General features: G+C 49.0%; 13 protein-coding genes and 1 pseudogene. 3 read left to right on the top strand and 11 right to left on the bottom strand.

All coding sequences use genetic code 11. The annotated features are described in order from the left end of the window. Positions 1-49: 49 nt before the first annotated feature. On the bottom strand, positions 50-3088 hold the full coding sequence (locus ACTNDI_RS10675; RefSeq protein ID WP_441100974.1) for a glycoside hydrolase family 2 TIM barrel-domain containing protein: 3039 nt from the start codon (positions 3086-3088) through the stop codon (positions 50-52). Between the two features lie 194 nt (positions 3089-3282). On the opposite strand from ACTNDI_RS10675, the gene ACTNDI_RS10680 reads away from it, so the two are divergent. Together ACTNDI_RS10680 and guaA are read left to right on the top strand one after the other, a co-directional pair. Next, positions 3283-4146 carry a helix-turn-helix domain-containing protein gene (locus ACTNDI_RS10680; protein ID WP_441100975.1) on the top strand — a complete coding sequence of 288 codons (864 nt, stop codon included), beginning with the start codon at positions 3283-3285 and terminating at the stop codon, positions 4144-4146. A 572-nt stretch (positions 4147-4718) separates the two neighbouring features. Next, positions 4719-6275, top strand: coding sequence for a glutamine-hydrolyzing GMP synthase (gene guaA / locus ACTNDI_RS10685; protein ID WP_441100976.1), 1557 nt, complete (start codon positions 4719-4721; stop codon positions 6273-6275). 194 nt (positions 6276-6469) lie between these two features. On the opposite strand, the gene ppdK is transcribed toward guaA, so the two are convergent. From ppdK to ACTNDI_RS10720, 7 genes and pseudogenes are all read right to left on the bottom strand, one after another. Further along, entirely contained in the window at positions 6470-9103 is a 2634-nt protein-coding gene (gene ppdK / locus ACTNDI_RS10690; RefSeq protein ID WP_441100977.1) for a pyruvate, phosphate dikinase, read from the bottom strand. A 235-nt stretch (positions 9104-9338) separates the two neighbouring features. Next, a complete protein-coding gene (gene tpiA / locus ACTNDI_RS10695) occupies positions 9339-10091 on the bottom strand; it encodes a triose-phosphate isomerase (protein ID WP_441100978.1) in 753 nt (250 codons plus the stop codon). A 167-nt stretch (positions 10092-10258) separates the two neighbouring features. After that, positions 10259-11470, bottom strand: coding sequence for a phosphoglycerate kinase (locus tag ACTNDI_RS10700; protein WP_441100979.1), 1212 nt, complete (start codon positions 11468-11470; stop codon positions 10259-10261). Between the two features lie 283 nt (positions 11471-11753). After that, entirely contained in the window at positions 11754-12767 is a 1014-nt protein-coding gene (gap, locus tag ACTNDI_RS10705) for a type I glyceraldehyde-3-phosphate dehydrogenase (protein WP_441100980.1), read from the bottom strand. 132 nt (positions 12768-12899) lie between these two features. Then, on the bottom strand, positions 12900-13988 hold the full coding sequence (gene mnmA / locus ACTNDI_RS10710; protein WP_441100981.1) for a tRNA 2-thiouridine(34) synthase MnmA: 1089 nt from the start codon (positions 13986-13988) through the stop codon (positions 12900-12902). Beyond that, the gene (nifS, locus tag ACTNDI_RS10715) at positions 13985-15223 is read right to left on the bottom strand and encodes a cysteine desulfurase NifS (RefSeq protein ID WP_441100982.1); all 1239 of its coding nucleotides are present in this window, start codon (positions 15221-15223) and stop codon (positions 13985-13987) included. The genes mnmA and nifS overlap by 4 nt, the downstream gene beginning before the upstream one ends. A 169-nt stretch (positions 15224-15392) precedes the next feature. Then, positions 15393-15803, bottom strand: a pseudogene (locus tag ACTNDI_RS10720) (RrF2 family transcriptional regulator); the annotation flags it as partial. A gap of 461 nt (positions 15804-16264) precedes the next feature. Here ACTNDI_RS10720 and ACTNDI_RS10725 point away from each other — a divergent pair. Next, a complete protein-coding gene (locus ACTNDI_RS10725) occupies positions 16265-17299 on the top strand; it encodes a 3-deoxy-7-phosphoheptulonate synthase (RefSeq protein ID WP_441100983.1) in 1035 nt (344 codons plus the stop codon). Between the two features lie 285 nt (positions 17300-17584). On the opposite strand, the gene ACTNDI_RS10730 is transcribed toward ACTNDI_RS10725, so the two are convergent. From ACTNDI_RS10730 to ACTNDI_RS10740, 3 genes are all read right to left on the bottom strand, one after another. Beyond that, the gene (locus ACTNDI_RS10730; protein ID WP_441100984.1) at positions 17585-18442 is read right to left on the bottom strand and encodes a tyrosine recombinase; all 858 of its coding nucleotides are present in this window, start codon (positions 18440-18442) and stop codon (positions 17585-17587) included. Positions 18443-18780: 338 nt separating this feature from the next. Further along, positions 18781-19179 carry a hypothetical protein gene (locus ACTNDI_RS10735; RefSeq protein ID WP_441100985.1) on the bottom strand — a complete coding sequence of 133 codons (399 nt, stop codon included), beginning with the start codon at positions 19177-19179 and terminating at the stop codon, positions 18781-18783. Between the two features lie 295 nt (positions 19180-19474). Further along, positions 19475-21211: an acyl-CoA dehydratase activase gene (locus ACTNDI_RS10740; protein ID WP_441100986.1), complete on the bottom strand. Its 1737-nt coding sequence runs from the start codon at positions 21209-21211 to the stop codon at positions 19475-19477. Positions 21212-21255: the final 44 nt, after the last annotated feature.

Raw genomic sequence — 21255 nt, forward strand, 5'->3', positions numbered from 1 at the left:
CATCTCAATCAGATTATCCTTCTTTGTTTACGGGTTACATGAAACTTTATTATCCCTTTACATACGGTATCAGCGTATACTGGAACCGGAATAATGCATCATCAAATCGGTACTGATCCAATACAACTGGACCACAACTATTAGAACCAATGCCATTTAATGCGTAGTCAACGCAAAATACTACGCTATCTGATTCTGTCAGTTCATAATTATGTGTTTTCTTCTCAAGTTCTTCCTGTGTATAATAAGAAGCATTGAATGAAAAGGCATTTTCCGCGGATACCACAATTCCATATCGGCTGTTATGAAGCTCTACATATTCACAATCATAATGGCTTCCATTTTCCTGTGGGCGAATATAATCCTCATGCAAATCGTCTACATTTGCCTGGTACAAGCCGTGGCTCGCAGCCTGATGTTTGTCACAATAGCTTTCCTGTGGTCCCATTCCAAAGTATCTTGCAGATGAAAGATTTTTATCCAGGAACATCCTCACACCAAATCTTGGCAGATCCGGAAATTCATCGTCTTTTGTTACTGCAATATCTGCATCAATCTTTCCAGCAGCTTCTATTTTCCATGTTATCGTCACATCAAGAATCTTCTGGACTGTCTCTGCCACAACGGATGCACGACTTGTAATTGTCACACCATGTTTTCCCTGCACAACCTCTGTCGTGTAGGCTCTTGTATAAGCTTTATCATAGTGAGCTTTCTTCCATTCAGACTTGATGTACATATCGTTATCTGTTGGAGCTCTCCAAATATTTAATTCCATCGGATGGTTCAAGTATTCCCGCCCTGCGAATTTCATCTCTGTAAAGAGTGCAGTACGTTTGTCTATGGTATAAGCAAATTCACGCCCCTTGATATGAATCTGTGTATCATTTTCATTTACCTGTAATTCAGAGCCCATTGCTGTTTTTTGTAGCCATTTCTCAGCAAGTTTACATTTTGCACCGTCTTTGCTTACCTCAATTTCATCGAATCCAAGAATATGGTCTTCATCCAACAGTGGCAATTCCTTTTTCAGATGGTAAATAAATTTTAAATAACATTTTCCACTCTCTGGCACATTGATCTTCAGGTTTGTTTTTCCTTCACTGTGTGGTGCTGCTGAAACTTCTGGCAGTTTACCTTTGCTGATTACAAGCCCGTCCTGCGTCAGTTCATAACTGATCTTCACATAATCTTTCAAGTCATCAAAATCCATGTAGTTATGAAGCACCAGTTCTCCACTTTCTTTATCATAGGAAATAACCCTTGCCGGGCGATAAACATTCTTGTATTCCAAAAGCCCTGTATGTACCGTTCTGTCCGGATATACTAATCCATCTATACAGAAGTTGCCATCATGAATTTCTTCGCCATGGTCGCCCCCATAAGCATATATAGTCTTTCCATTCTCAGCAGTTCCATGAGCAATCGCGTGGTCACACCATTCCCAGACAAAACCGCCGCACATTTTATCATTATCCTGAATCATCTGGAAGTAATCTTCAAAATCTCCAGGTCCGTTTCCCATACTGTGACAGTACTCCACCAAAAGGAAGGGTTTGCTTCCATCTTTATCCAGATATTCCTGAATTTCGGAAAGCGCCGGATACATCCGGCTGTACACATCCAGATTGCTGTAATCATATGTTTTATCATAATTACGATATCTTGCACTCTCATATTGTGTGATGCGGTCTGGATCAAAATTTTTTGTCCATTCCAGTGCTTTTTCAAAGTTACAGCCATAAGCACTCTCATTTCCCATTGACCACATAACAATACAGAAACGGTTTTTGTCACGCTCCACCATGAGTTTTACGCGATCAACGATTGCCTCTTCCCATACCGGATCATCTGCAATCTTCTCATTCCATCGTTTGAACCGATTGTAATCAGTGTCTTCTTTTCTGTAGATCATAAATGGACCATGAGCTTCAATATCTGCTTCATCTATTACCATGAATCCATACTTGTCACACAGTTCATAGAAAAATGGTGCGTTCGGATAGTGGCTGGAACGGATCGCATTAAAATTATGCTGCTTCATTAACGTAAGATCGGTTGTAATCTGTTCCAGACTGATTGTAAATCCAGTAACCGGATCGGAATCATGTCGATTGACACCACGGAATTTTATCTTCTGTCCATTTAAATAAATAACCTGGTCTTGAATCTCTATCTTTCTTAATGCAATGTGGTCTACAATTACTTCGTTCTCTGTTTCAAGAATCAGTTTATATAGATATGGATTTTCTGTATTCCAAAGTTCCGGACTCGCGATTTCTAATACAGCTGTTCCTTCTTCAGCAATACTTCCTCGTGCTACAACTGCTCCGTTTCTATCTTCAATCGAAATTTTTACATTTAAGGGAGAGTAGAATTTCATGTCAAGTTCTACTTTCGCAAGACTATCCTCAATTCTTGTTTTAATATGATAATCACTGATTGCCTGTTTTGGCCGTTTCAAAATGTACACATCCCGGAAAATACCACTCATACGGAATTTGTCCTGATCTTCCAAATAGGAACCATCACACCACTTCATTACCAACACTGCCACCGTATTCGTTCCATCCTGAAGTACATCGGTAACATCAAACTCACTGGTCATATGCGAAACCTGGCTGTATCCTATGTAAGAGCCATTGATCCATACGTAAAAGCAACTGTCTACTCCTTCAAAGTTCAAAAAAGATTTTGGCGCTTTCTCATCTCTACTGTACTCAAAAGTATGTACATAGGCTCCACACGGAATGTCCTGTGGCACATATGGTGGATCAAACGGAAATGGATACCGGATGTTTGTATACTGGTGTGTATCATATCCAGCCATCTGCCATACACTTGGAACCTGAATCTCATCAAAATTTTCTGTATCATAATTCTTCTCAAAGAAAGAATCCTGAATGTCATAGATGCTGTTAAAATACTTGAATTTCCAAGTTCCATTCAATAACTGCATACGATCTGACTCTTCTCTGTGTTCCACCAAGTTATCCATTCTTCTGGATGCCGGAATATAATAGGCTCTGGCTGGCATTGTGTTTTCGTGCAGTACGCTTAGATTTTCATAATAACGTGGTACGATCATAAACAGCTCTCCTCCAATACATACACTTTTTTGTTCTTTGTTTTCCTAAAGCAAGCCTTATGCTTTTTTGTTTACGTTCCTTAGTTATGCTATATATAACTTATCCTAATTCGCAAAATATATCTATGAATTGGATTAGACAAAATATGCACTAAATGATACAATGATAAAAGTATGAAAAGAGGTGCTGCCCTATGTATATGAACACCGGTTATTTGAACCACTCACATATGGATTTCAAAGACAAAAGTCGTCCGCTGATTGTCGGTAGCTGTGGTACTTACCGTCTTTCCAGATATCCCAAACTTCCGACCTACCGTCCAAGGGGTCGTCTGGATTATCAGATTATATATATCACTGCTGGTTGTGGGCATTTTCATTTTGATAATGTAAATAATGAAACGATTGTTCCAGCCGGCAACATTGTACTGTACAGACCGAAAGAACTCCAAAAATATGAATATTACGGAGAAGATAAGACAGAAGTATACTGGATTCACTTCACAGGAAGCAATGTAAAAAATATCTTACGTCAATATGGGTTTCCAGATAAAGAACATGTCTTTCAAGTTGGTACATCTAATGAATATGAACAAATTTTCAAGCGTATTATTATCGAGCTCCAACGCTGTCAGGATAATTATGAGGAAATGCTTGTCCTTTTGCTACGTCATCTTCTGATTAGTTTCCACCGGGAACTGACAAGAGAGCACATATTAAAAAATGAATATCTTGATCATGAGATGGATAATGCTGTTATCTTTTTCCGTGAAAACTACAATCAAAATATCAATATTGATGATTATGCTGCCTCACGAGGCATGAGTGTCAGCTGGTTTATCCGAAATTTCAAAAAATATACCGGTTCTACACCAATGCAATTCATTGTGGGAATCCGCATCAACAATGCTCAGATGTTACTTGAAACAACAACTTATTCCATCAATGAGATTTCTAAGATTGTCGGATATGATAACCAGCTTTATTTCAGCCGGCTTTTTCACAAGCTGAAAGGATATTCGCCAAGAGAATACCGAAAAATAAGAAATAGGTTATGAAATCTATAATGTCATAAAGTAAGCGGTAAACAATCCGTACCTTGAAAAGCGTACATATAATGCTGAATCGGCGCAGGATGAGTACACTACCGTATTATCTGAATCAAGGCTCGGCGCGAAGTCCGTCATGAGATGATCTGCCGAATCATCCCAAAACACACCGATATAACACCGTATTCTCAGGAAAAGATATCTCTTATGATGAGCCATATCAATTCGTATAAGCGAAAAACTTTCGGTGATAAAAGTCCCTACGAAGTGTTCGCTTTCCAATACGGCGAGGAGACATTAAAAAAGCTCGGACTCACTCTCATCCCGACCGATGAGATATGCCTGAATCCGAGCCTCCTCAAATAAAAAAAACATAAATCGTACAACGCCGGAGCCGATGGGACATCAGAGCCACTCCATACAGAAAAAGAGGAGCTGATGGAAATTCTATGCTAAAAGAGCTGATGGAAATTCTATAATGACAGAAGATTGTATAGGGGGTATAATTGTCAAATACAGGCATTTGATATTATTATTCTAATATTGATGACATATGTATTTTGGTATAAGGAGAATTTTAGATGGCACAGGCAGATCAGGAGAAAGTAATCGTCATTGATTTTGGCGGTCAGTACAATCAGCTTGTCGCGCGGCGGGTGCGTGAGAGCAATGTGTACTGTGAGATTTATTCCTACCGGACGCCTCTGGACCAGATCAAGGCAATGAACCCGAAGGGTATCATTCTAACCGGCGGTCCGAACAGCGTATATGAGAAGGGTGCGGCTACGGCATCGAAGGAACTGTTTGAGATGGGAATTCCGATTCTCGGACTCTGTTACGGAGCACAGCTCATGATGTATGTTCTGGGCGGCGACGTGCAGAAGGCGCCCGAGCGGGAATACGGGAAAACCGGACTTATCATCGACCGGCCGGATTCCCCTGTATTTGCAGGGGTTCCGGAGAAGAGCATTGTCTGGATGAGTCACAACGACTATATCACAAGAATCGCCGACGGCTTTGAAGTGATCGCACATACCGCGAACTGTCCGTATGCTGCTGTTCAGAACACCTCGAAAAAGCTCTATGCTTTTCAGTATCATCCGGAGGTGCTCCACAGCCAGTTCGGAAAAGAGATGCTTCGCAATTTCGTATGGAACGTATGCGGCTGCAAAGGCACCTGGAAAATGGATGACTTCGCAGAGAAGACGATCCGGGAGCTTCGCGAGAAGATTGGAGACGGAAAGGTTCTGTGCGGCCTGTCCGGCGGAGTCGATTCCTCTGTGGCTGCTGTTCTGCTGTCGAAGGCAATCGGAAGGAATCTGACCTGCGTGTTCGTGGACCACGGACTGCTTCGGAAGGATGAGGGAGATCTGGTATCGAAGGTCTTCGGCCCTGACGGCCCCTATGATCTGAACTTTGTACGCGTGAATGCCGGAGATCGCTTCTTTGCTGATCTCAAGGGCGTGACAGAGCCGGAGAGAAAGCGTAAGATCATCGGAGAAGATTTCATCCGTGTCTTCGAGGCGGAAGCAAAAAAGATCGGAAAGGTCGATTACCTTGTCCAGGGAACAATCTACCCGGATGTTGTGGAATCCGGTCTGGGCGGTGAATCTGCGACGATCAAATCTCATCACAATGTCGGAGGTCTTCCGGAGTATGTCGATTTCAAGGAGATCGTTGAACCGCTCCGCGACCTCTTCAAGGATGAGGTCCGGAAGGTCGGCCTCCATCTCGGAATCCCGGAGGAACTCGTTATGAGACAGCCCTTCCCCGGACCGGGATTAGGTATTCGTATCATCGGAGAAGTAACGCCTGAGAAGGTACAGATTGTTCAGGAGGCTGACGCAATCTACCGCGAAGAAATGGACAAGGCCGGAATGAATAAGGTCGCCAGTCAGTACTTCGCCGCTCTGACCAATATGAGATCGGTCGGTGTCATGGGGGATGAGCGGACCTACGACTATGCTATTGCCCTTCGCGCAGTCAGCACTGTAGATTTCATGACCGCCGACGCCGTGGAAATTCCGTATGAGGTATTGAAAAAAGTAACGAACCGGATTGTAAACGAAGTGAATCACGTCAACAGAGTATTCTATGACATCACCTCAAAGCCGCCGGGGACCATCGAATTTGAATAACAGAACGAGATAAATCCCGGGAAGCCATTCATTTACTGGCTTCCCGGGATTTTCTGTTCTGTACGCCTGACGCATATATTAAGGGGCTGCCGCACTACTCACGTAGTGCAGCAGCCCCTGCTTTTGGACGCTATGGGTCTCTGCGTATCGCAGAGACCCGGTTTGATTCAATTAAAAGTCTGTGAAAGACCGGATTACTTTGCCTGCTTGATGGCAGCCTGTGCTGCTGCAAGACGCGCAATCGGAACACGGAACGGTGAGCAGGATACATAGTCGAGACCGATCTCGTTGCAGAACTCAACGGAAGACGGATCTCCGCCATGCTCGCCGCAGATACCGATCGGAAGCTTCGGGTTGGTCTCACGGCCAAGCTTTACAGCCATCTTCATCAGCTTGCCGACGCCATCCTGATCCAGTTTTGCGAACGGATCGTTCTCAAGGATCTTATTGTCATAATAAGACTCAAGGAACTTACCTGCATCATCACGGGAGAATCCGAATGTCATCTGTGTCAGATCGTTTGTACCGAAGCAGAAGAACTCAGCTTCCTTTGCGATCTCGTCAGCGGTCAGAGCGGCTCTCGGGATCTCGATCATGGTGCCGACTTTGTACTTCATATCAGATCCTGCTGCCTTGATCTCAGCATCAGCAGTCTTAACGATGATGTCCTTGACGAACTTCATCTCTTTTACGATTCCAACAAGCGGAACCTCGATCTCCGGCTCAATGGTCCAGTCTTTGTGCGCGTTCTGAACCTTGATGGCAGCGCGGATAACAGCCTTTGTCTGCATTACTGCGATTTCCGGATAGGTGATCGGCAGACGGCATCCACGATGTCCCATCATCGGGTTCGCCTCAACCAGTCCTGCGATTACAGCCTTAACCTGATCTACAGTCTTGCCTGTGTCATCTGCAACCTTCTTGATGTCCTCTTCTGTCTTCGGAACGAACTCATGAAGCGGCGGATCCAGGAAACGAATGGTAACCGGGTCTCCCTCCATGGCCTCGAAGAGCTGCTCGAAGTCGCCCTGCTGAAGCGGAAGAATCTTGTCAAGAGCTTTCTCACGATCCTCTTTGTTGTCAGCGACGATCATCTCACGGATGGCATCAATTCTGTTGCCTGCGAAGAACATATGCTCTGTACGGCACAGACCGATTCCCTCAGCGCCAAGCTCACGAGCCTTCTTTGCGTCAGTCGGGGTATCAGCATTTGTACGAACCTTCATGGTTCTGAACTCATCAGCCCAGGACATCAGCTTTGCGAAATCCTCATCCTCAACTGCGCCTTCCTGAACCTCAAGAGCGCCGTCATAGATGTTTCCGGTGGAACCGTCGAAGGAAATCACATCTCCCTCATGATAGGTCTTTCCGCCAAGGGTAAAGGACTTTCCGTCCTCAGCGAAGGAGATATCAGAGCATCCTGCTACGCAGCATGCGCCCATGCCACGTGCTACTACTGCTGCATGGGAGGTCATTCCGCCACGAGCGGTCAGAATACCCTGAGCAGCCTTCATTCCCTCGATATCCTCAGGAGAGGTCTCAAGACGAACCAGAACGACCTTCTCGCCGTCCTTTGCAGCGTTCTTTGCTTCCTCAGCGGTGAAGACAATCTTACCGCAAGCAGCACCCGGAGCAGCCGGAAGTCCCTTGCCGATCTGTGTCGCGTTCTTTACAACGGACTTGGAGAAGGAACCGTGAAGCAGGGTATCCAGGTTACGCGGATCAACGTCAAGAACCGCTTTCTTCTTGTCGATCTTGCCCTCAGCAACAAGGTCGCAGGCAATCTTCAGAGCTGCCTTTGCGGTTCTCTTACCGTTACGGCACTGCAGCATATAAAGCTTTCCATCCTCGATGGTGAACTCCATGTCCTGCATATCTCTGTAGTGATCTTCCAGCTTGTTGGAGATGGCGATCAGCTCGTCGTAGATCTTCGGCAGCTTTACCTTGATCTCGTCGATCTTCATAGGTGTACGTGCACCGGAAACGACATCCTCACCCTGAGCATTCATCAGAACCTCAGCGTAGAATGCGTTCTCACCGGTTGCAGGATCACGGGAGAATGCAACACCGGATCCGGAAGTCGGTCCCATGTTACCGAATGCCATCATCTGTACGTTAACAGCGGTTCCCCAGGAATACGGGATATCGTTGTCACGACGGTATACGTTTGCACGCGGGTTGTCCCAGGAACGGAATACAGCCTTTACTGCCTCAACCAGCTGCTCTTTTGCGTCTGTCGGGAAGTCCTTGCCGATCTTCTCGTTGTAAAGCACCTTGTACTGCTTTACAAGATCCTGCAGATCCTCTGTGGTCAGATCTACATCGTCCTTAACTCCCTTCTCAGCTTTCTTCTTGTCGATGAGCTTCTCAAAGAGGCTCTTCGGAACTTCCATAACTACATCAGAGAACATCTGGATGAATCTTCTGTAGCAGTCCCATGCCCAGCGAGGATTTCCGGACTTTTTGGCCATTGTCTCAACAACCTGCTCATTCAGACCCAGGTTCAGGATGGTGTCCATCATACCCGGCATAGATGCGCGAGCTCCGGAACGAACGGATACAAGCAGCGGATTCTCGATATCGCCGAACTTCTTGCCGGTGATCTCTTCCATCTTGCCCATGTACTCTCTGATCTGTCCGAGGATCTCGTCATTGATCTGACGGCCGTCCTCATAGTACTGGGTACAAGCTTCTGTAGTAATGGTAAATCCCTGCGGAACCGGAAGTCCCAGATTTGTCATCTCAGCAAGGTTAGCGCCTTTACCACCGAGCAGCTCACGCATGTCTTTATTGCCTTCGCTGAACAGGTAGACCCATTTTCTAGCCATTTACTTATTTCCTCCTAAAATATTGATGATAATGTAACCTTATGCCCCGCTTGCGGGGCATTACTTAACGAATATATTTTACATGGCAAACAGCAGGTAGTCAAGGTTGAAAACCCGCTCCTGCCCGTTTGCCCGTCCTTAATTTTCCACTGCCTGCGCAGTGTCCGCGTATTCAATGATATCGTTTCGAAGACGTTTGCCCGTCCTTGATTTTCCACGACTTGCGCAGAGGATATTACTTGCTGTAATTAACGATATCGCCGAAATCCGGTTTCAGGGAAGCGCCGCCGACGAGGCCTCCGTCGATGTCCTCTTTTGCGAAAAGCTCTGCTGCATTTGCCGGCTTTACAGAACCGCCGTAAAGGATACGGATCTCCTCTGCGACCTCTGCTCCGTAGAGCTCACGAATCAGGTCACGGATTCCCTTGCAGACTTCCTCTGCCTGATCGGATGTAGCGGTCTTTCCGGTTCCGATCGCCCAAATCGGCTCATATGCGATGATTGCCGTCTTTGCCTGATCTGCAGTCAGATCCTGGAAACCAACCTTAACCTGCTGACGGATCCAGTCCATGGTAATGCCCTGCTCTCTCTGTGTCAGAGACTCGCCGCAGCACATAACCGGGATCAGATTGTGCTCGAAGGCCTTCTTCATCTTCTTGTTGACATCCTCGGATGTCTCACCGAAGTAGTCTCTTCTCTCAGAATGTCCGAGAATCACATATTTCGCGCCTGCGTCAACAAGCATAGCCGGAGAGATTTCTCCGGTGTATGCGCCGCTCTCCTCGAAATACATGTTCTCTGCGCCGATCTGGATATTGGAGCCTGCGGCTGCTTCTACTGCCGCCGGGATGTCAATTGCCGGTACGCAGAGCAGAACATCTACGCTGTCGGAAGCGCATGTCTTTCTCATCTCCGCAATAAGTGCCTTCGTCTCGGAAGGTGTCTTGTTCATCTTCCAGTTGCCTGCTGCCAGAATTCTTCTTGCCATTGTAGTGGCCTCCTTGTATGAAAATCTGTATTTTCTATTTGCATTCTGTCGTAAACCGTGTAAGCTGCGGATTGCTTCGTGCTTCGCACTCTGGCAATCCTACATTTTCTTACACACGCTCCGCGCGTGACGATCCTGTCCGCGTTTTCGAAGAGCTTATACCTTACTTACTTGTCGTTTGCCGCTGCTACGCCCGGAAGCTCCTTGCCCTCGAGGAACTCAAGAGAAGCGCCGCCGCCGGTAGAAATGTGGCTCATCTTGTCGCCGTATCCGAGCTGGTTGACTGCCGCCGCGGAGTCACCGCCGCCGATGATTGTGGTGGCATCGGTCTCGGCAAGTGCTGCTGCGACTGCCTTTGTGCCTGCTGCCAGAATCGGGTTCTCGAATACGCCCATCGGTCCGTTCCATACAACGGTCTTAGCGGACTTCACTGCATCGCTGTACAGAGCGATGGTCTTCGGTCCGATATCAGCGCCCTCTTTGTCTGCCGGGATCTTGTCCGCGTCGACAACCTCTGTGTCAATCGGTGCATCGATCGGATCCGGGAACTCGCTGATTACTACAGTGTCAATCGGAAGCAGGAGCTTCTTGCCAAGCTTCTCAGCTTTGTCCATCATCTCCTTGCAGTAGTCGATCTTTGTCTCGTCAAGAAGAGATTTTCCAACCTCATACCCCTTTGCCTTCAGGAAGGTGTAAGCCATTCCGCCGCCAATGATCAGGGTATCACATTTCTCCAGCAGGTTGTTGATAACGTTCAGCTTGTCCGCTACCTTTGCTCCGCCGAGGATCGCCACGAACGGACGAACCGGATTCTCAACGGCGTTGCCGAGGAATGCGATCTCCTTCTCCATCAGATATCCTACCACACAGGTGTCAATGTACTTTGTGACGCCTACGTTGGAGCAGTGCGCACGGTGTGCGGTTCCGAACGCGTCGTTTACGAATACATCCGCGAGAGAAGCAAGATCCTTGGAGAATGCATCCTCATTCTTCGTCTCTTCCTTGCGGAAACGTGTGTTCTCAAGAAGAATCACGTCTCCGTCCTTCATCTCGTTTACAGCCGCTCTGACATTGTCATCAACGACAACCGGGCTCGGAACGAATTTGACTTCCTGGCCGAGAAGCTCAGACAGACGTGCAGCTACCGGAGCGAGTGTCTTTGTCTTTTTGTCTTCCTCTGTCTTTACCTTTCCAAGGTGAGAGCAGAGAATGATCTTTCCGCCGTCAGCAATCAGCTTCTTGATGGTGGGAAGCGCTGCTACCAGACGGTTCTCGTCTGTGATCTTTCCGTCCTTCAGCGGTACGTTGAAGTCGCAGCGAACCAGGACTCTCTTGCCTTTTACGTTGATGTCATCAACTGTTTTCTTGTTTAATGCCATGATTTTTCTCCTTTTATCTAGATGTTTCTGCGTTGCCGGACACCGGATATGCATATTACAGATAAACACATCGCACGGTCATGCGTATTACAGATAATCGCATCGCACGGTTATGCGTATTATATCGCGCGGATTGTTCCTGGCGGCGTTCCGGTTCCGCGAAAAAGTAAACGGGCCCGGTCCTTTATAGACCGGACCCGTTCAGGTCTTACGCATATGGCATACAAAATCCTCTATGAGGATATTTTGTATGATTCAATCGCGTCAGATTCTGTCAATTCAATTACTTGTTCAGAAGAGAACCGAAGTATTTGATTGTACGAACCATCTGGCTTGTGTAAGAATTCTCGTTATCATACCAGGAAACAACCTGTACCAGAGTCTTGCCGTTGCCCATCGGAAGAACCTTTGTCTGGGTAGCGTCGAAGATGGATCCTGCAGTGCTGTTGATGATATCGGAAGAAACGATCTCATCGGTGTTGTATGCGAAGGACTCAGTCTCCTCTTTCTTCATCTGTGCGTTAACCTGATCAGCGGTAACCTCAGCGTCAACTACAGCGTCAAGGATTGTGGTGGAACCGGTAGCTACCGGAACACGCTGTGCAGCGCCGTTCAGCTTGCCGTTCAGCTCCGGAAGAACGCTTCCGATGGCCTTTGCAGCTCCTGAAGATGCCGGAACGATGTTCTGAGCGCCAGCTCTGGATCTGCGAAGGTTGCCCTTTCTCTGCGGTCCGTCAAGGATCATCTGATCACCGGTGTAAGCATGAACGGTGGTCATGAATCCGGACTCGATCGGAGCGAGGTCATTCAGAGCCTTTGCCATAGGAGCGAGGCAGTTGGTTGTGCAGGATGCAGCGGAGATGATCTGGTCATCTGCTGTGATTGTCTTATGGTTTACGTTGTAAACGATAGTCTTCAGGTCATTTCCTGCCGGTGCGGAGATAACTACATGCTTTGCACCTGCATTGATGTGTGCCATGGATTTCTCTTTGGATGTGTAGAATCCGGTGCACTCCAGAACTACGTCGATATCAAGCTCTTTCCAAGGAAGATCTGCAGCGTTCTTCTCGGCATAGATTGTGATCTTCTTGCCGTTTACGATGATTGCGTTGTCTGCTGCTTCTACGGTTCCGTTGTAACGGCCATGCGTTGTGTCATATTTCAGAAGGTATGCGAGCATCTCCGGGCTTGTAAGATCGTTGATCGCAACTACCTCATATCCCTCTGCCTGGAACATCTGACGGAATGCAAGACGGCCAATACGTCCAAAACCATTAATCGCAACTCTTACTGCCATAATTTAATTTCCTCCTAAAAAATGTTGTTTGTTATGTTTAAAGTTTAACAACCTCGGATATATAATAACGAATATACCTCTAAAATTCAAGTACTTTTGCCTGTCTGCGGCCGAATTTGTTCGGATTCATCATCATTTCCCGATGATGCCTCCTCCCGCAACATAGCCGTCCCGATAATAGACCAGTGCCTGTCCGGGTGTCACGGCGCGGACGGGTTCATCGAACACGCAGGTAATCTCGTCCTCGCCCGTTCTTTTTACGAGGCAGCCGGTTCCCCTGTGGTTGTACCGGATTTTTGCCAGGAAATGTTCCTCTTCTCCCATTGGGAGATCTTCAATCCCCATGAAGGTCAGATGATCTGCTTTCAGCGTATCCGTAAAAACATCGCTGCCGGTACCGATGACGACCTCATTTGTCTCCGGACGAATTTCTGTCACGAACACTCTTTCGCCCATCGGAAGATCCAGGCCTCTCCGCTGGCCGATGGTGTAGTGAGTAATTCCGCGGTGATGCCCCAGCACTCTTCCGTCCTTCGTGACAAAATTGCCTTCCGGCATCCTCCTTCCGGTATCTCTTTCGATAAAGGCGGCATAGTCCCCGTCCGGCACAAAGCAGATTTCCTGACTGTCGTGCTTATGGGCAACCGGAAGGCCGGCACGTTCCGCGATTTTCCGCACCTCGGGTTTGCTGTAATCGCCGATCGGCATGAGGGTTCGCGACAGCTGCTCCTGCGTAAGCCCGTAAAGCGCGTACGTCTGATCCTTCGCGGCGGTCACAGAATTCGCGATCGCGTACCTGCCGTTGTCCAGATGGCGGATTCTGGCATAGTGACCTGTTGCTATGAAGTCCGCCCCGATCTCCAGACTGCGCTTCAGAAGCGATTCCCATTTCACGTAACGATTACAGGCGATGCACGGATTCGGTGTTCTCCCCGCGAGATATTCCGCGGTAAAATAATTGATCACCTTTTCCTGGAATACATCCCTGAAATTCATGACATAATAAGGTATGTCCAGAACCTCTGCCACTCTTCTTGCGTCCTCAACAGCGCTGATGCCGCAGCACCCGCCCTCTGCCTGCATCTGGCACTCATTTTCCTCCTGCCAGATCTGCATTGTGACTCCGATTACATTGTATCCCTCTTCCTTCAGCAGATATGCCGCGGTGGACGAATCCACACCGCCCGACATACCGACTACTACTGTTTTTCTATTGCTCATTTTCTTCCTGTCTCCGTCTCCGCCTGCAGCGTTCCGTTCCGGTACGCCTCATACCTTGGCGACATACCGCGCAGTCTCTCCACAATTTCCCGTATTGCCTCAACGGTAGTGTCGAGTTCTTCCTTCGTTGTCTCCGCGGACAGCGTCAGCCGCAAAGCGCCATGCGCGAGGCTGTCGGAAAGCCCGATGGCCTTCAGTACATGAGACGGACTCAGGGAACCGGAGGAACAGGCGGAGCCGCTGGACGCGCAGATCTGTCTCATATCAAGCATGATCAGAAGGGATTCTCCCTCTACAAATTCAAAGCTAAAATTCACATTGTTCGGAAGCCGTCCCGCCGAAGTTCGTGTATCTCCGTCCAGTGCCGATTCCGGATCCGGGCCGTTCAGCTTTACGTTCGGTATCTCCTCCCGGATTCTGCGGATCAGATAATCCCTGAGATGGGTTTCCTTCTCCATCTTCTGAACGAGATTTTCCTCCGCCTTTTTCGCCGCCGCTCCGAGTCCCACAATGCCCGGCACATTTTCTGTCCCGGCCCTTCGGTTATGCTCCTGCGCGCCGCCGTGCAGGAAGGACCGGATTCCGACTTCCTTCCGGATATACAGAAAACCGGCTCCCTTCGGGCCATTAAATTTGTGTGCGCTGGCACTCAGCATGTCGATGTTCAGTTCATCCGCATTCAGCGGAATCTGTCCGAATGCCTGTACCGCGTCGGTATGGAAAAGCACGCCGTGCCGCCGGGCGATTTCACCGATTTCACGTATCGGCTCAATGGTTCCGATCTCATTGTTGGCCGTCATGACAGAGATCAGGATCGTATCCGGCCGGATCGATTTCTCCAGTTCACGAGGATCCACCATCCCGTCGGGGCCCACATCCAGTCTGGTAATCTCTGCTCCCCGCTCTCTCTCCAGATACTCACAGGTATTCAGGATTGCGGGATGCTCGATCTTCGTCGTGATGATGTGTCTCCCCTTGTCCTTATATGCCTCAAACGCTGCCTTCAGCGCCCAGTTGTCTGACTCACTTCCACAGGATGTAAAATAGATCTCATCCGCTCTGCACCCCAGTACATGAGCTGTTCTTTCTCTCGCTTCAGTCACTGCTGCCCGGCTTTTCTGCGCGATCCCGTAAATCCCGGAGGGATTCCCGTAATCCTCGGAAAAAAATGGCAGCATCTCCTCTGCTACCTCAGGATCTGTCCTCGTTGTCGCAGCATTGTCCAGATATATCATATCAAAGCCCCCGATTCTGAATCTCGCGTATGATCCGTGCGTTGATTTCATCGCCGTCCCGAGCGGCTGAATTGCCCTTATTTTCCTTCTGCGCCGTCTGCAGCTTGTGGCTTTTCTTAATCTGTGTCGACTGCTGCCTGTGGCTTTCCTCTGCCTGCGCCGTCTGCAGCTTATGGCTTTCCTCTACCAGCTCAGACAGCCATACGGAATCGACCGCCTGTGCTATAGCGTCATTGATCCTCTTCCATACAAACTTGGATACGCACGCATTTGCGCTGTCGCAGTCACTTCCCTCAATTGCCGGGCATTCCACCGCGTCAAGACTTCCCTCAAGGCACCGCAGGATGTCGCCGACCGAGATCTCGGATGCCCTCTTTGCCAGCCGGTACCCGCCGCCCGCTCCGCGGACACTCAGGACGAGCCCGCCTTTTTTCAACATGCGAATCAGCTGCTCCAGATAACTTTCGGATATGTTCTGTCTCTGAGCGATGCTCTGTGTGGAGACCGCGCCCTCATCCTCGTGGGACGCAAGATCGATCAACGCACGCAGTCCGTAACGCCCTCTCGTCGATAATTTCATATATAAATCACCAAACCCTGTCTGATACTATTTTCATATACAGGCCCATGCCCCGCAGGCTGGGCTCCGCGAATATAAAAGCCTACTAAAACACTACAGTTTTTTGTCCTTAGAATAGCATTGCCTGCGCCCTGCGTCAAGCCGCGGATCATTCCTCGGCAACATCCCTGAGCATTCCCCTGTAGCAGCCCAGCCGCTGAGCATTCCCCTGTAACAGCATCGGCAACAGCACCGCGCTGCAGACTCCTCCGTATCAGCAGCAGTGAATCATATTCTCCCGCATGAAAAGCAATGGTTCAGATTTGTTCGACATCACAGCCGGCTTGGTGTATTATGTTTTTGTTTTAAGTTGCTTCTCATGGATAATTTCTATTTTCTTTTATAGATAATTTCTGTGAGGCCAGTTTTTTATGCTGGTTTTCATTGTAACGGCAGCTCTCTGCCGGCGAAAGGAAGACACTATGAGCTTTACATTTATGGAAAACCTTCCCACTCCAGAGGAACTTAAGGAACGGGTTCCGGTATCTGCGAATCTGAAGAAGATCAAGGCAGCCCGGGACGACGAAATCCGCAGAATTTTCACCGGCGAATCCGATAAATTTCTCCTGATCATCGGTCCCTGCTCTGCAGACAGCGAAGATTCTGTTCTGGAATATACCGAGCGCCTGGCAAAGATTCAGGACAAGGTTGCAGACCGTCTGCTTCTGATCCCCAGAATCTACACCAATAAACCCAGAACCACCGGCATGGGTTATAAAGGCATCATGCACCAGCCGGATCCGGAGGGCAAACCGGATCTTGAAGCCGGTCTGATCGCTGTCCGCAACATTCACATCCACTCCATGGAGCAGACCGGTCTGACTGCTGCCGATGAAATGCTCTACCCCGCGAACTGGTCCTACGTGGATGATATTCTCTCGTATGTCGCAATCGGCGCAAGGTCCGTAGAAAACCAGCAGCATCGTCTGACAGCCTCCGGCATTGAAATCCCCGTCGGAATGAAGAACCCTACCAGCGGCGACATGTCCGTCATGATCAACTCCTGCATCGCGGCACAGCACGGACATACCTTTATCTTCAGAAACTCCGAATGCAAGACGGACGGCAATCCCCTGGCGCACTGTGTTCTCCGCGGCGCGACAAATAAACACGGTGAGTCCGTTCCGAATTATCATTTCGAGGACCTTGAACTTCTTCTCAGACTCTATAATGAAACGACTCTGGCGAACCCCGCGGTGATCGTAGACACGAACCACTCAAATTCCGGTAAAAAATACGACCAGCAGCCCAGAATCACAAGGGAGGTTCTGAACAGCAGAAAGTATGATCCACGTGTGCGCGAGCTGGTGAAGGGCCTGATGATCGAAAGCTATCTCGAACCCGGATGTCAGCCAATCGGAACAGATAAACACGTCTACGGAAAATCGATCACCGATCCCTGCCTCGGCTGGGACGAAACCGAAAGACTGATTTACGAAGTCGCAGCTTTATGCTGAATATGCCTCGCGCAGATATGACGGAATCCCGGTGAGAAAGCGGCATTCCTGGTTCTGTCCGGAGGGATGTCTTATGCCCGGAGGGCGGAAGCTTCTGCCCCGCCCCGATACGCAGAATCTCCTGTGCCTGATGGACGGGCTCTTCTGCTCCCGATACACAGAATCTCCTGTGCCTCCGGAAGTTTTTTACAGGGAACAGGGAGGAAGGAACTGCCTCGGCAGTTCCTTCCTCCCTGTTCCCCTTCAAGAATTTCACGTATCGATTTGAAAATTAACCGGCATACTCTAGCCGATGATTCTGGAATAGATCTGTGTCGTTGAAATATCGGCATGTCCGAGCATCTGCTGGACCCTTTTCAGGTCCGTTCCCTTCTGGAGCTGGTGCGCCGCAAAGGAATGACGCATCGTATGCGGTGTGATATCCTTTTCAATTCCCGCCCCCGACGCATAGCTCTTCAAAACCTTCCAGAATCCCTGCCGGCTCATCGGCGTGCCGGAGCAATTGCAGAACAGGTACTCGCTTTCCTTTCCTTTCAGCAGCTCCATACGGGCGGAATCCAGATACTCCTCGACAATAATCCTCGTTCCCTGCTCCAGCGGTATTCTTCTCTCTCTGTCATGATCACTGCATGTGAGATAACCGAATTCCAGGTCCACATCCCCCATCTTCAGGTGAACCAGCTCGCTCACACGCATCCCGGTCGTATAAAGAAGCTGAAGCATAGCCCTGTCGCGCATTCCTTTCGCCGTTCTGCGGTCCGGAAGCGCAAGCAGCCGGTCAACCTCATCAACAGTCAGTATCTCCGGCGCCTTCTTCTCCACCTTCGGCGGTTTCAGATTCTCCGTCGGATCCTTCTGGATTCTCCGGCTGCGCACCAGGTACTGAAAAAAGGAGCGAAGCGAAGCAATGCTTCGCGATACGGTGGCGGCTGATTTATGATTTTCCTCCAGATAGAGCAGGTACGAATGCAGATTCACCTCCGTTACCAGACAGAAATCACAGATCTCGTTTTCCGAGAAATAATCCGCCGCTTTCTTCAAGTCTCTTTCGTAAGAGATCTCTGTATTATAGGAGGTCTCTCTCTCATTGTGCAGATACGAAATATATTCCTCTATCGCACTTTCCTGAATTGCATTTATCATAATACTTCAACCTTCTGTTTTAAAATATTATAAAAGCAATTCACCCTTCAAAATAAATCAATTATACGCAAAAATTATTTTAAATGCAAACACGGAAAACCGCTGAAACAGGCACAAACACAGCTTTTCCCGTGCCTTCGCACCAGATGTACGCACGCCGTTTCGTTATGTCTACCATATCTTGTGCCACATTATTTTTTCACAAAAATTTTATTATTTTCTTGTGCGAAAACTACATAGCACATCCGACGCGGACTTCCTCTCCCATATGATTTGTCGAAACATCTGTTCTTATACTCGCCGGCCTCAGTATGCCCGCCGTCGCTCCGCACGTGCCCTTATTCTGTACGATTTTTATCCGACTGCTCTGATTCAGCGTCTTTCTGTTCCACCCGCTCTGATTCACCATGCTCCGGCATTGCTGCGTCCGCTTCGATCCGCTCCGGATCTTTCTTCGCGGTTACAGATTCCGACTTCTCTATATTGCGGTCATTTTCCTCCGTCCCGGATCCACCGTCTGATTTTCCCGCCTCCTTTAACAGGCTTTTCACCGACCAAAGTCCGATCCAGATTCCGACAGCAATAAACACGATTCCGAAGATCACAAAAAGGATCTGGCGGCCTTCGGTCGCTCCCTTCATCACATCACTGATTACCTTTACACCGAGATAGATCAGGTACGCGGCAGCCGCGATCCGTATCCCGTCCTTAAATTTCGAGCCCCTGCTCATATCCATGGATAAACACCTCCGATTAATTCTAAATCATTTTATGCTGCATCGCTATTGCAATGCATGGTAAGCCGCCATGCTCCGCGGGATGGGCGCAAACGGTATAAGCCGCGCGTCACTTCGCCGCTTCGACACTTCAACACCTCAACACTTCGCCGCTTCGCTGCTTCGCTGCTTCTAAGCTTATATCCCTGCTGTTAATATTGTAAAACGTTTCGTTCCTTTTTGCCACCTTTAAAAAAAATACCTCGCAGATCACCAGAGCTGCGCGTGTATCTGATATTCTCCCATAGTTGCAGAATTATTCTGCCGCAATCAGGGCGGCACCAATGGCTCCGCAGAGCTGCGCATATTCCGATACGCGGATTTTCTCATCGATCCGCCCGCTCAGAGCCTCTACAATTCCCCGGTTTCGCGCAACGCCTCCCGTCATCATGTACGCGCCTTCCCCGTGCACGCGTTTTACAAGGCCGGCGGTCCGGTTCGCCACCGAGACATTCAGCCCGTGAATGATGTCAGCGGTTGCTGTATTGCGGGCGATCAGCGATACTACCTCGGATTCGGCAAACACGGTGCACATACTGGAAATCTGTGTTTCATTCTTCCACTTCAATCCGATTCTGCTCATGTCCTCCATGGAAAGCTCCATGGTTTTTGCCATCATCTCCAGAAATCTCCCGGTTCCCGCAGCACATTTATCATTCATCACAAAGCTTTGAACCGTTCCGTTTTCGTCGATCCGGATGACCTTGGAATCCTGCCCGCCGATATCGATAACCGTGCGGACCTCCGGATCCAGATAATGCGCGCCCCTGGCATGGCAGGTGATTTCTGTGACGGAAGCGTCACCGATTCCGATAGTCTCCCTTCCGTATCCTGTAGAGACGATGCCGCGCAGATCCTCCCGGCTCAGATGCGCCTTCCGAAGAGCCTCGTCCAGTGCCTTCTTTGCTCCGGATGAAGCGCCTGCCCCGGTGCTCACAATCGCCCACCCCGCGATCTTTCCGTTCTGGTCCAGTATAACGGCGTCCGTGCTGGACGAGCCGCTGTCCACTCCCGCCGTATAATTTCCCGTACCGCTCATACTCTTCCTCTCTGTCTTCAGATGAAGGCTCTCTGCAAAAGCTTCAAGCCTGGTAGAAATCTGTCCGCTGTTCTGCCCGGTTCCGTCAGTCTCGATCTTCAGGATCGGTTTCTCCGAATTCTTCTTAAGTGCGGCATATTCAAAGCCGTAATAATCACAGAACTTCATGGTGTGATACACAATGCCAAGCGAATTTCTGCCGAGTTCCCCTCGCGATTTCACATCTGCCATCCTCATGCAGGGCATCTGATGGAGAAGCGCATGTGCGTACGCGCGGATCAGGATATTCTCCACGCCGGTCTCCGACTCTGTCCCGTTCTGTTTTTCCCTTCGGCAGGCCGCGAAAATTTCCTCAGGAAGCTCTACATTCCGGTTTCCGGTGCAGGTGTCGTCACGAACGGAAATCCCCGTTACTCTTCGGATCATCTCGGGGAACTCCTCCCGGCTGTGCGCTCCCTGCAGGCTGATGTATGCCTGTTCAGATTCGACATGCTCCTGACTGTTCTTTCTCTGAGACTCTGTCTTTACCGTCCCGCACATGCCGCATCCGGCAGCAGAGGGCCACTGCGAAAGCACTGCCGCTGCGTCAAATTGCCTTCCGCTGTACGCCGCGTATGCGGATATCAGGCCGCGGATCTGCCCTTCCATATATCTTTCTTCCGCCGCACCGGTCTTGTGCGGAAGATCGAGAAGATATAAAAACCTCTGTTTTCCCTGCCGCTTTAAAATGTCATAGATTCTCTTCACCACGTCGCAGCAGCTGACCAGCACAAGCTCCTGAACCTCCGGATTCTGAGCGGCCTCCAGGATTCCTTTTCCGTAGCCGCACATATTCGGGTGGCCGAGGCTCTCGGCAGCTTCAAAAGAATCCCCCATCGGGGCAAGTCTCTGCGTCTGCTCGCCAAACCCCGCGAAAATCTCAAGCGGGGTGTATTTACACATGTAATATATCATCTGACCGTCCTGTTATCTGAATTTCTGCCTTATCTTTCATCCGA

The organism is Bilifractor sp. HCP3S3_D3 (genome assembly GCF_052063915.1).
GTDB lineage: Bacteria > Bacillota > Clostridia > Lachnospirales > Lachnospiraceae > Bilifractor.

Excerpts from the sequence above, each read along its gene's own strand:
- ACTNDI_RS10725 (WP_441100983.1), top strand. The coding sequence starts at position 16,265 with ATGAGCTTTACATTTATGGAAAACCTTCCCACTCCAGAGGAACTTAAG.
- ACTNDI_RS10675 (WP_441100974.1), bottom strand. The coding sequence starts at position 3,088 with ATGATCGTACCACGTTATTATGAAAATCTAAGCGTACTGCACGAAAAC.
- gap (WP_441100980.1), bottom strand. The coding sequence starts at position 12,767 with ATGGCAGTAAGAGTTGCGATTAATGGTTTTGGACGTATTGGCCGTCTT.
- nifS (WP_441100982.1), bottom strand. The coding sequence starts at position 15,223 with ATGATATATCTGGACAATGCTGCGACAACGAGGACAGATCCTGAGGTA.
- guaA (WP_441100976.1), top strand. The coding sequence starts at position 4,719 with ATGGCACAGGCAGATCAGGAGAAAGTAATCGTCATTGATTTTGGCGGT.
- ppdK (WP_441100977.1), bottom strand. The coding sequence starts at position 9,103 with ATGGCTAGAAAATGGGTCTACCTGTTCAGCGAAGGCAATAAAGACATG.
- ACTNDI_RS10735 (WP_441100985.1), bottom strand. The coding sequence starts at position 19,179 with ATGGATATGAGCAGGGGCTCGAAATTTAAGGACGGGATACGGATCGCG.
- ACTNDI_RS10740 (WP_441100986.1), bottom strand. The coding sequence starts at position 21,211 with ATGATATATTACATGTGTAAATACACCCCGCTTGAGATTTTCGCGGGG.
- ACTNDI_RS10680 (WP_441100975.1), top strand. The coding sequence starts at position 3,283 with ATGTATATGAACACCGGTTATTTGAACCACTCACATATGGATTTCAAA.
- ACTNDI_RS10730 (WP_441100984.1), bottom strand. The coding sequence starts at position 18,442 with ATGATAAATGCAATTCAGGAAAGTGCGATAGAGGAATATATTTCGTAT.
- tpiA (WP_441100978.1), bottom strand. The coding sequence starts at position 10,091 with ATGGCAAGAAGAATTCTGGCAGCAGGCAACTGGAAGATGAACAAGACA.
- ACTNDI_RS10700 (WP_441100979.1), bottom strand. The coding sequence starts at position 11,470 with ATGGCATTAAACAAGAAAACAGTTGATGACATCAACGTAAAAGGCAAG.
- mnmA (WP_441100981.1), bottom strand. The coding sequence starts at position 13,988 with ATGAGCAATAGAAAAACAGTAGTAGTCGGTATGTCGGGCGGTGTGGAT.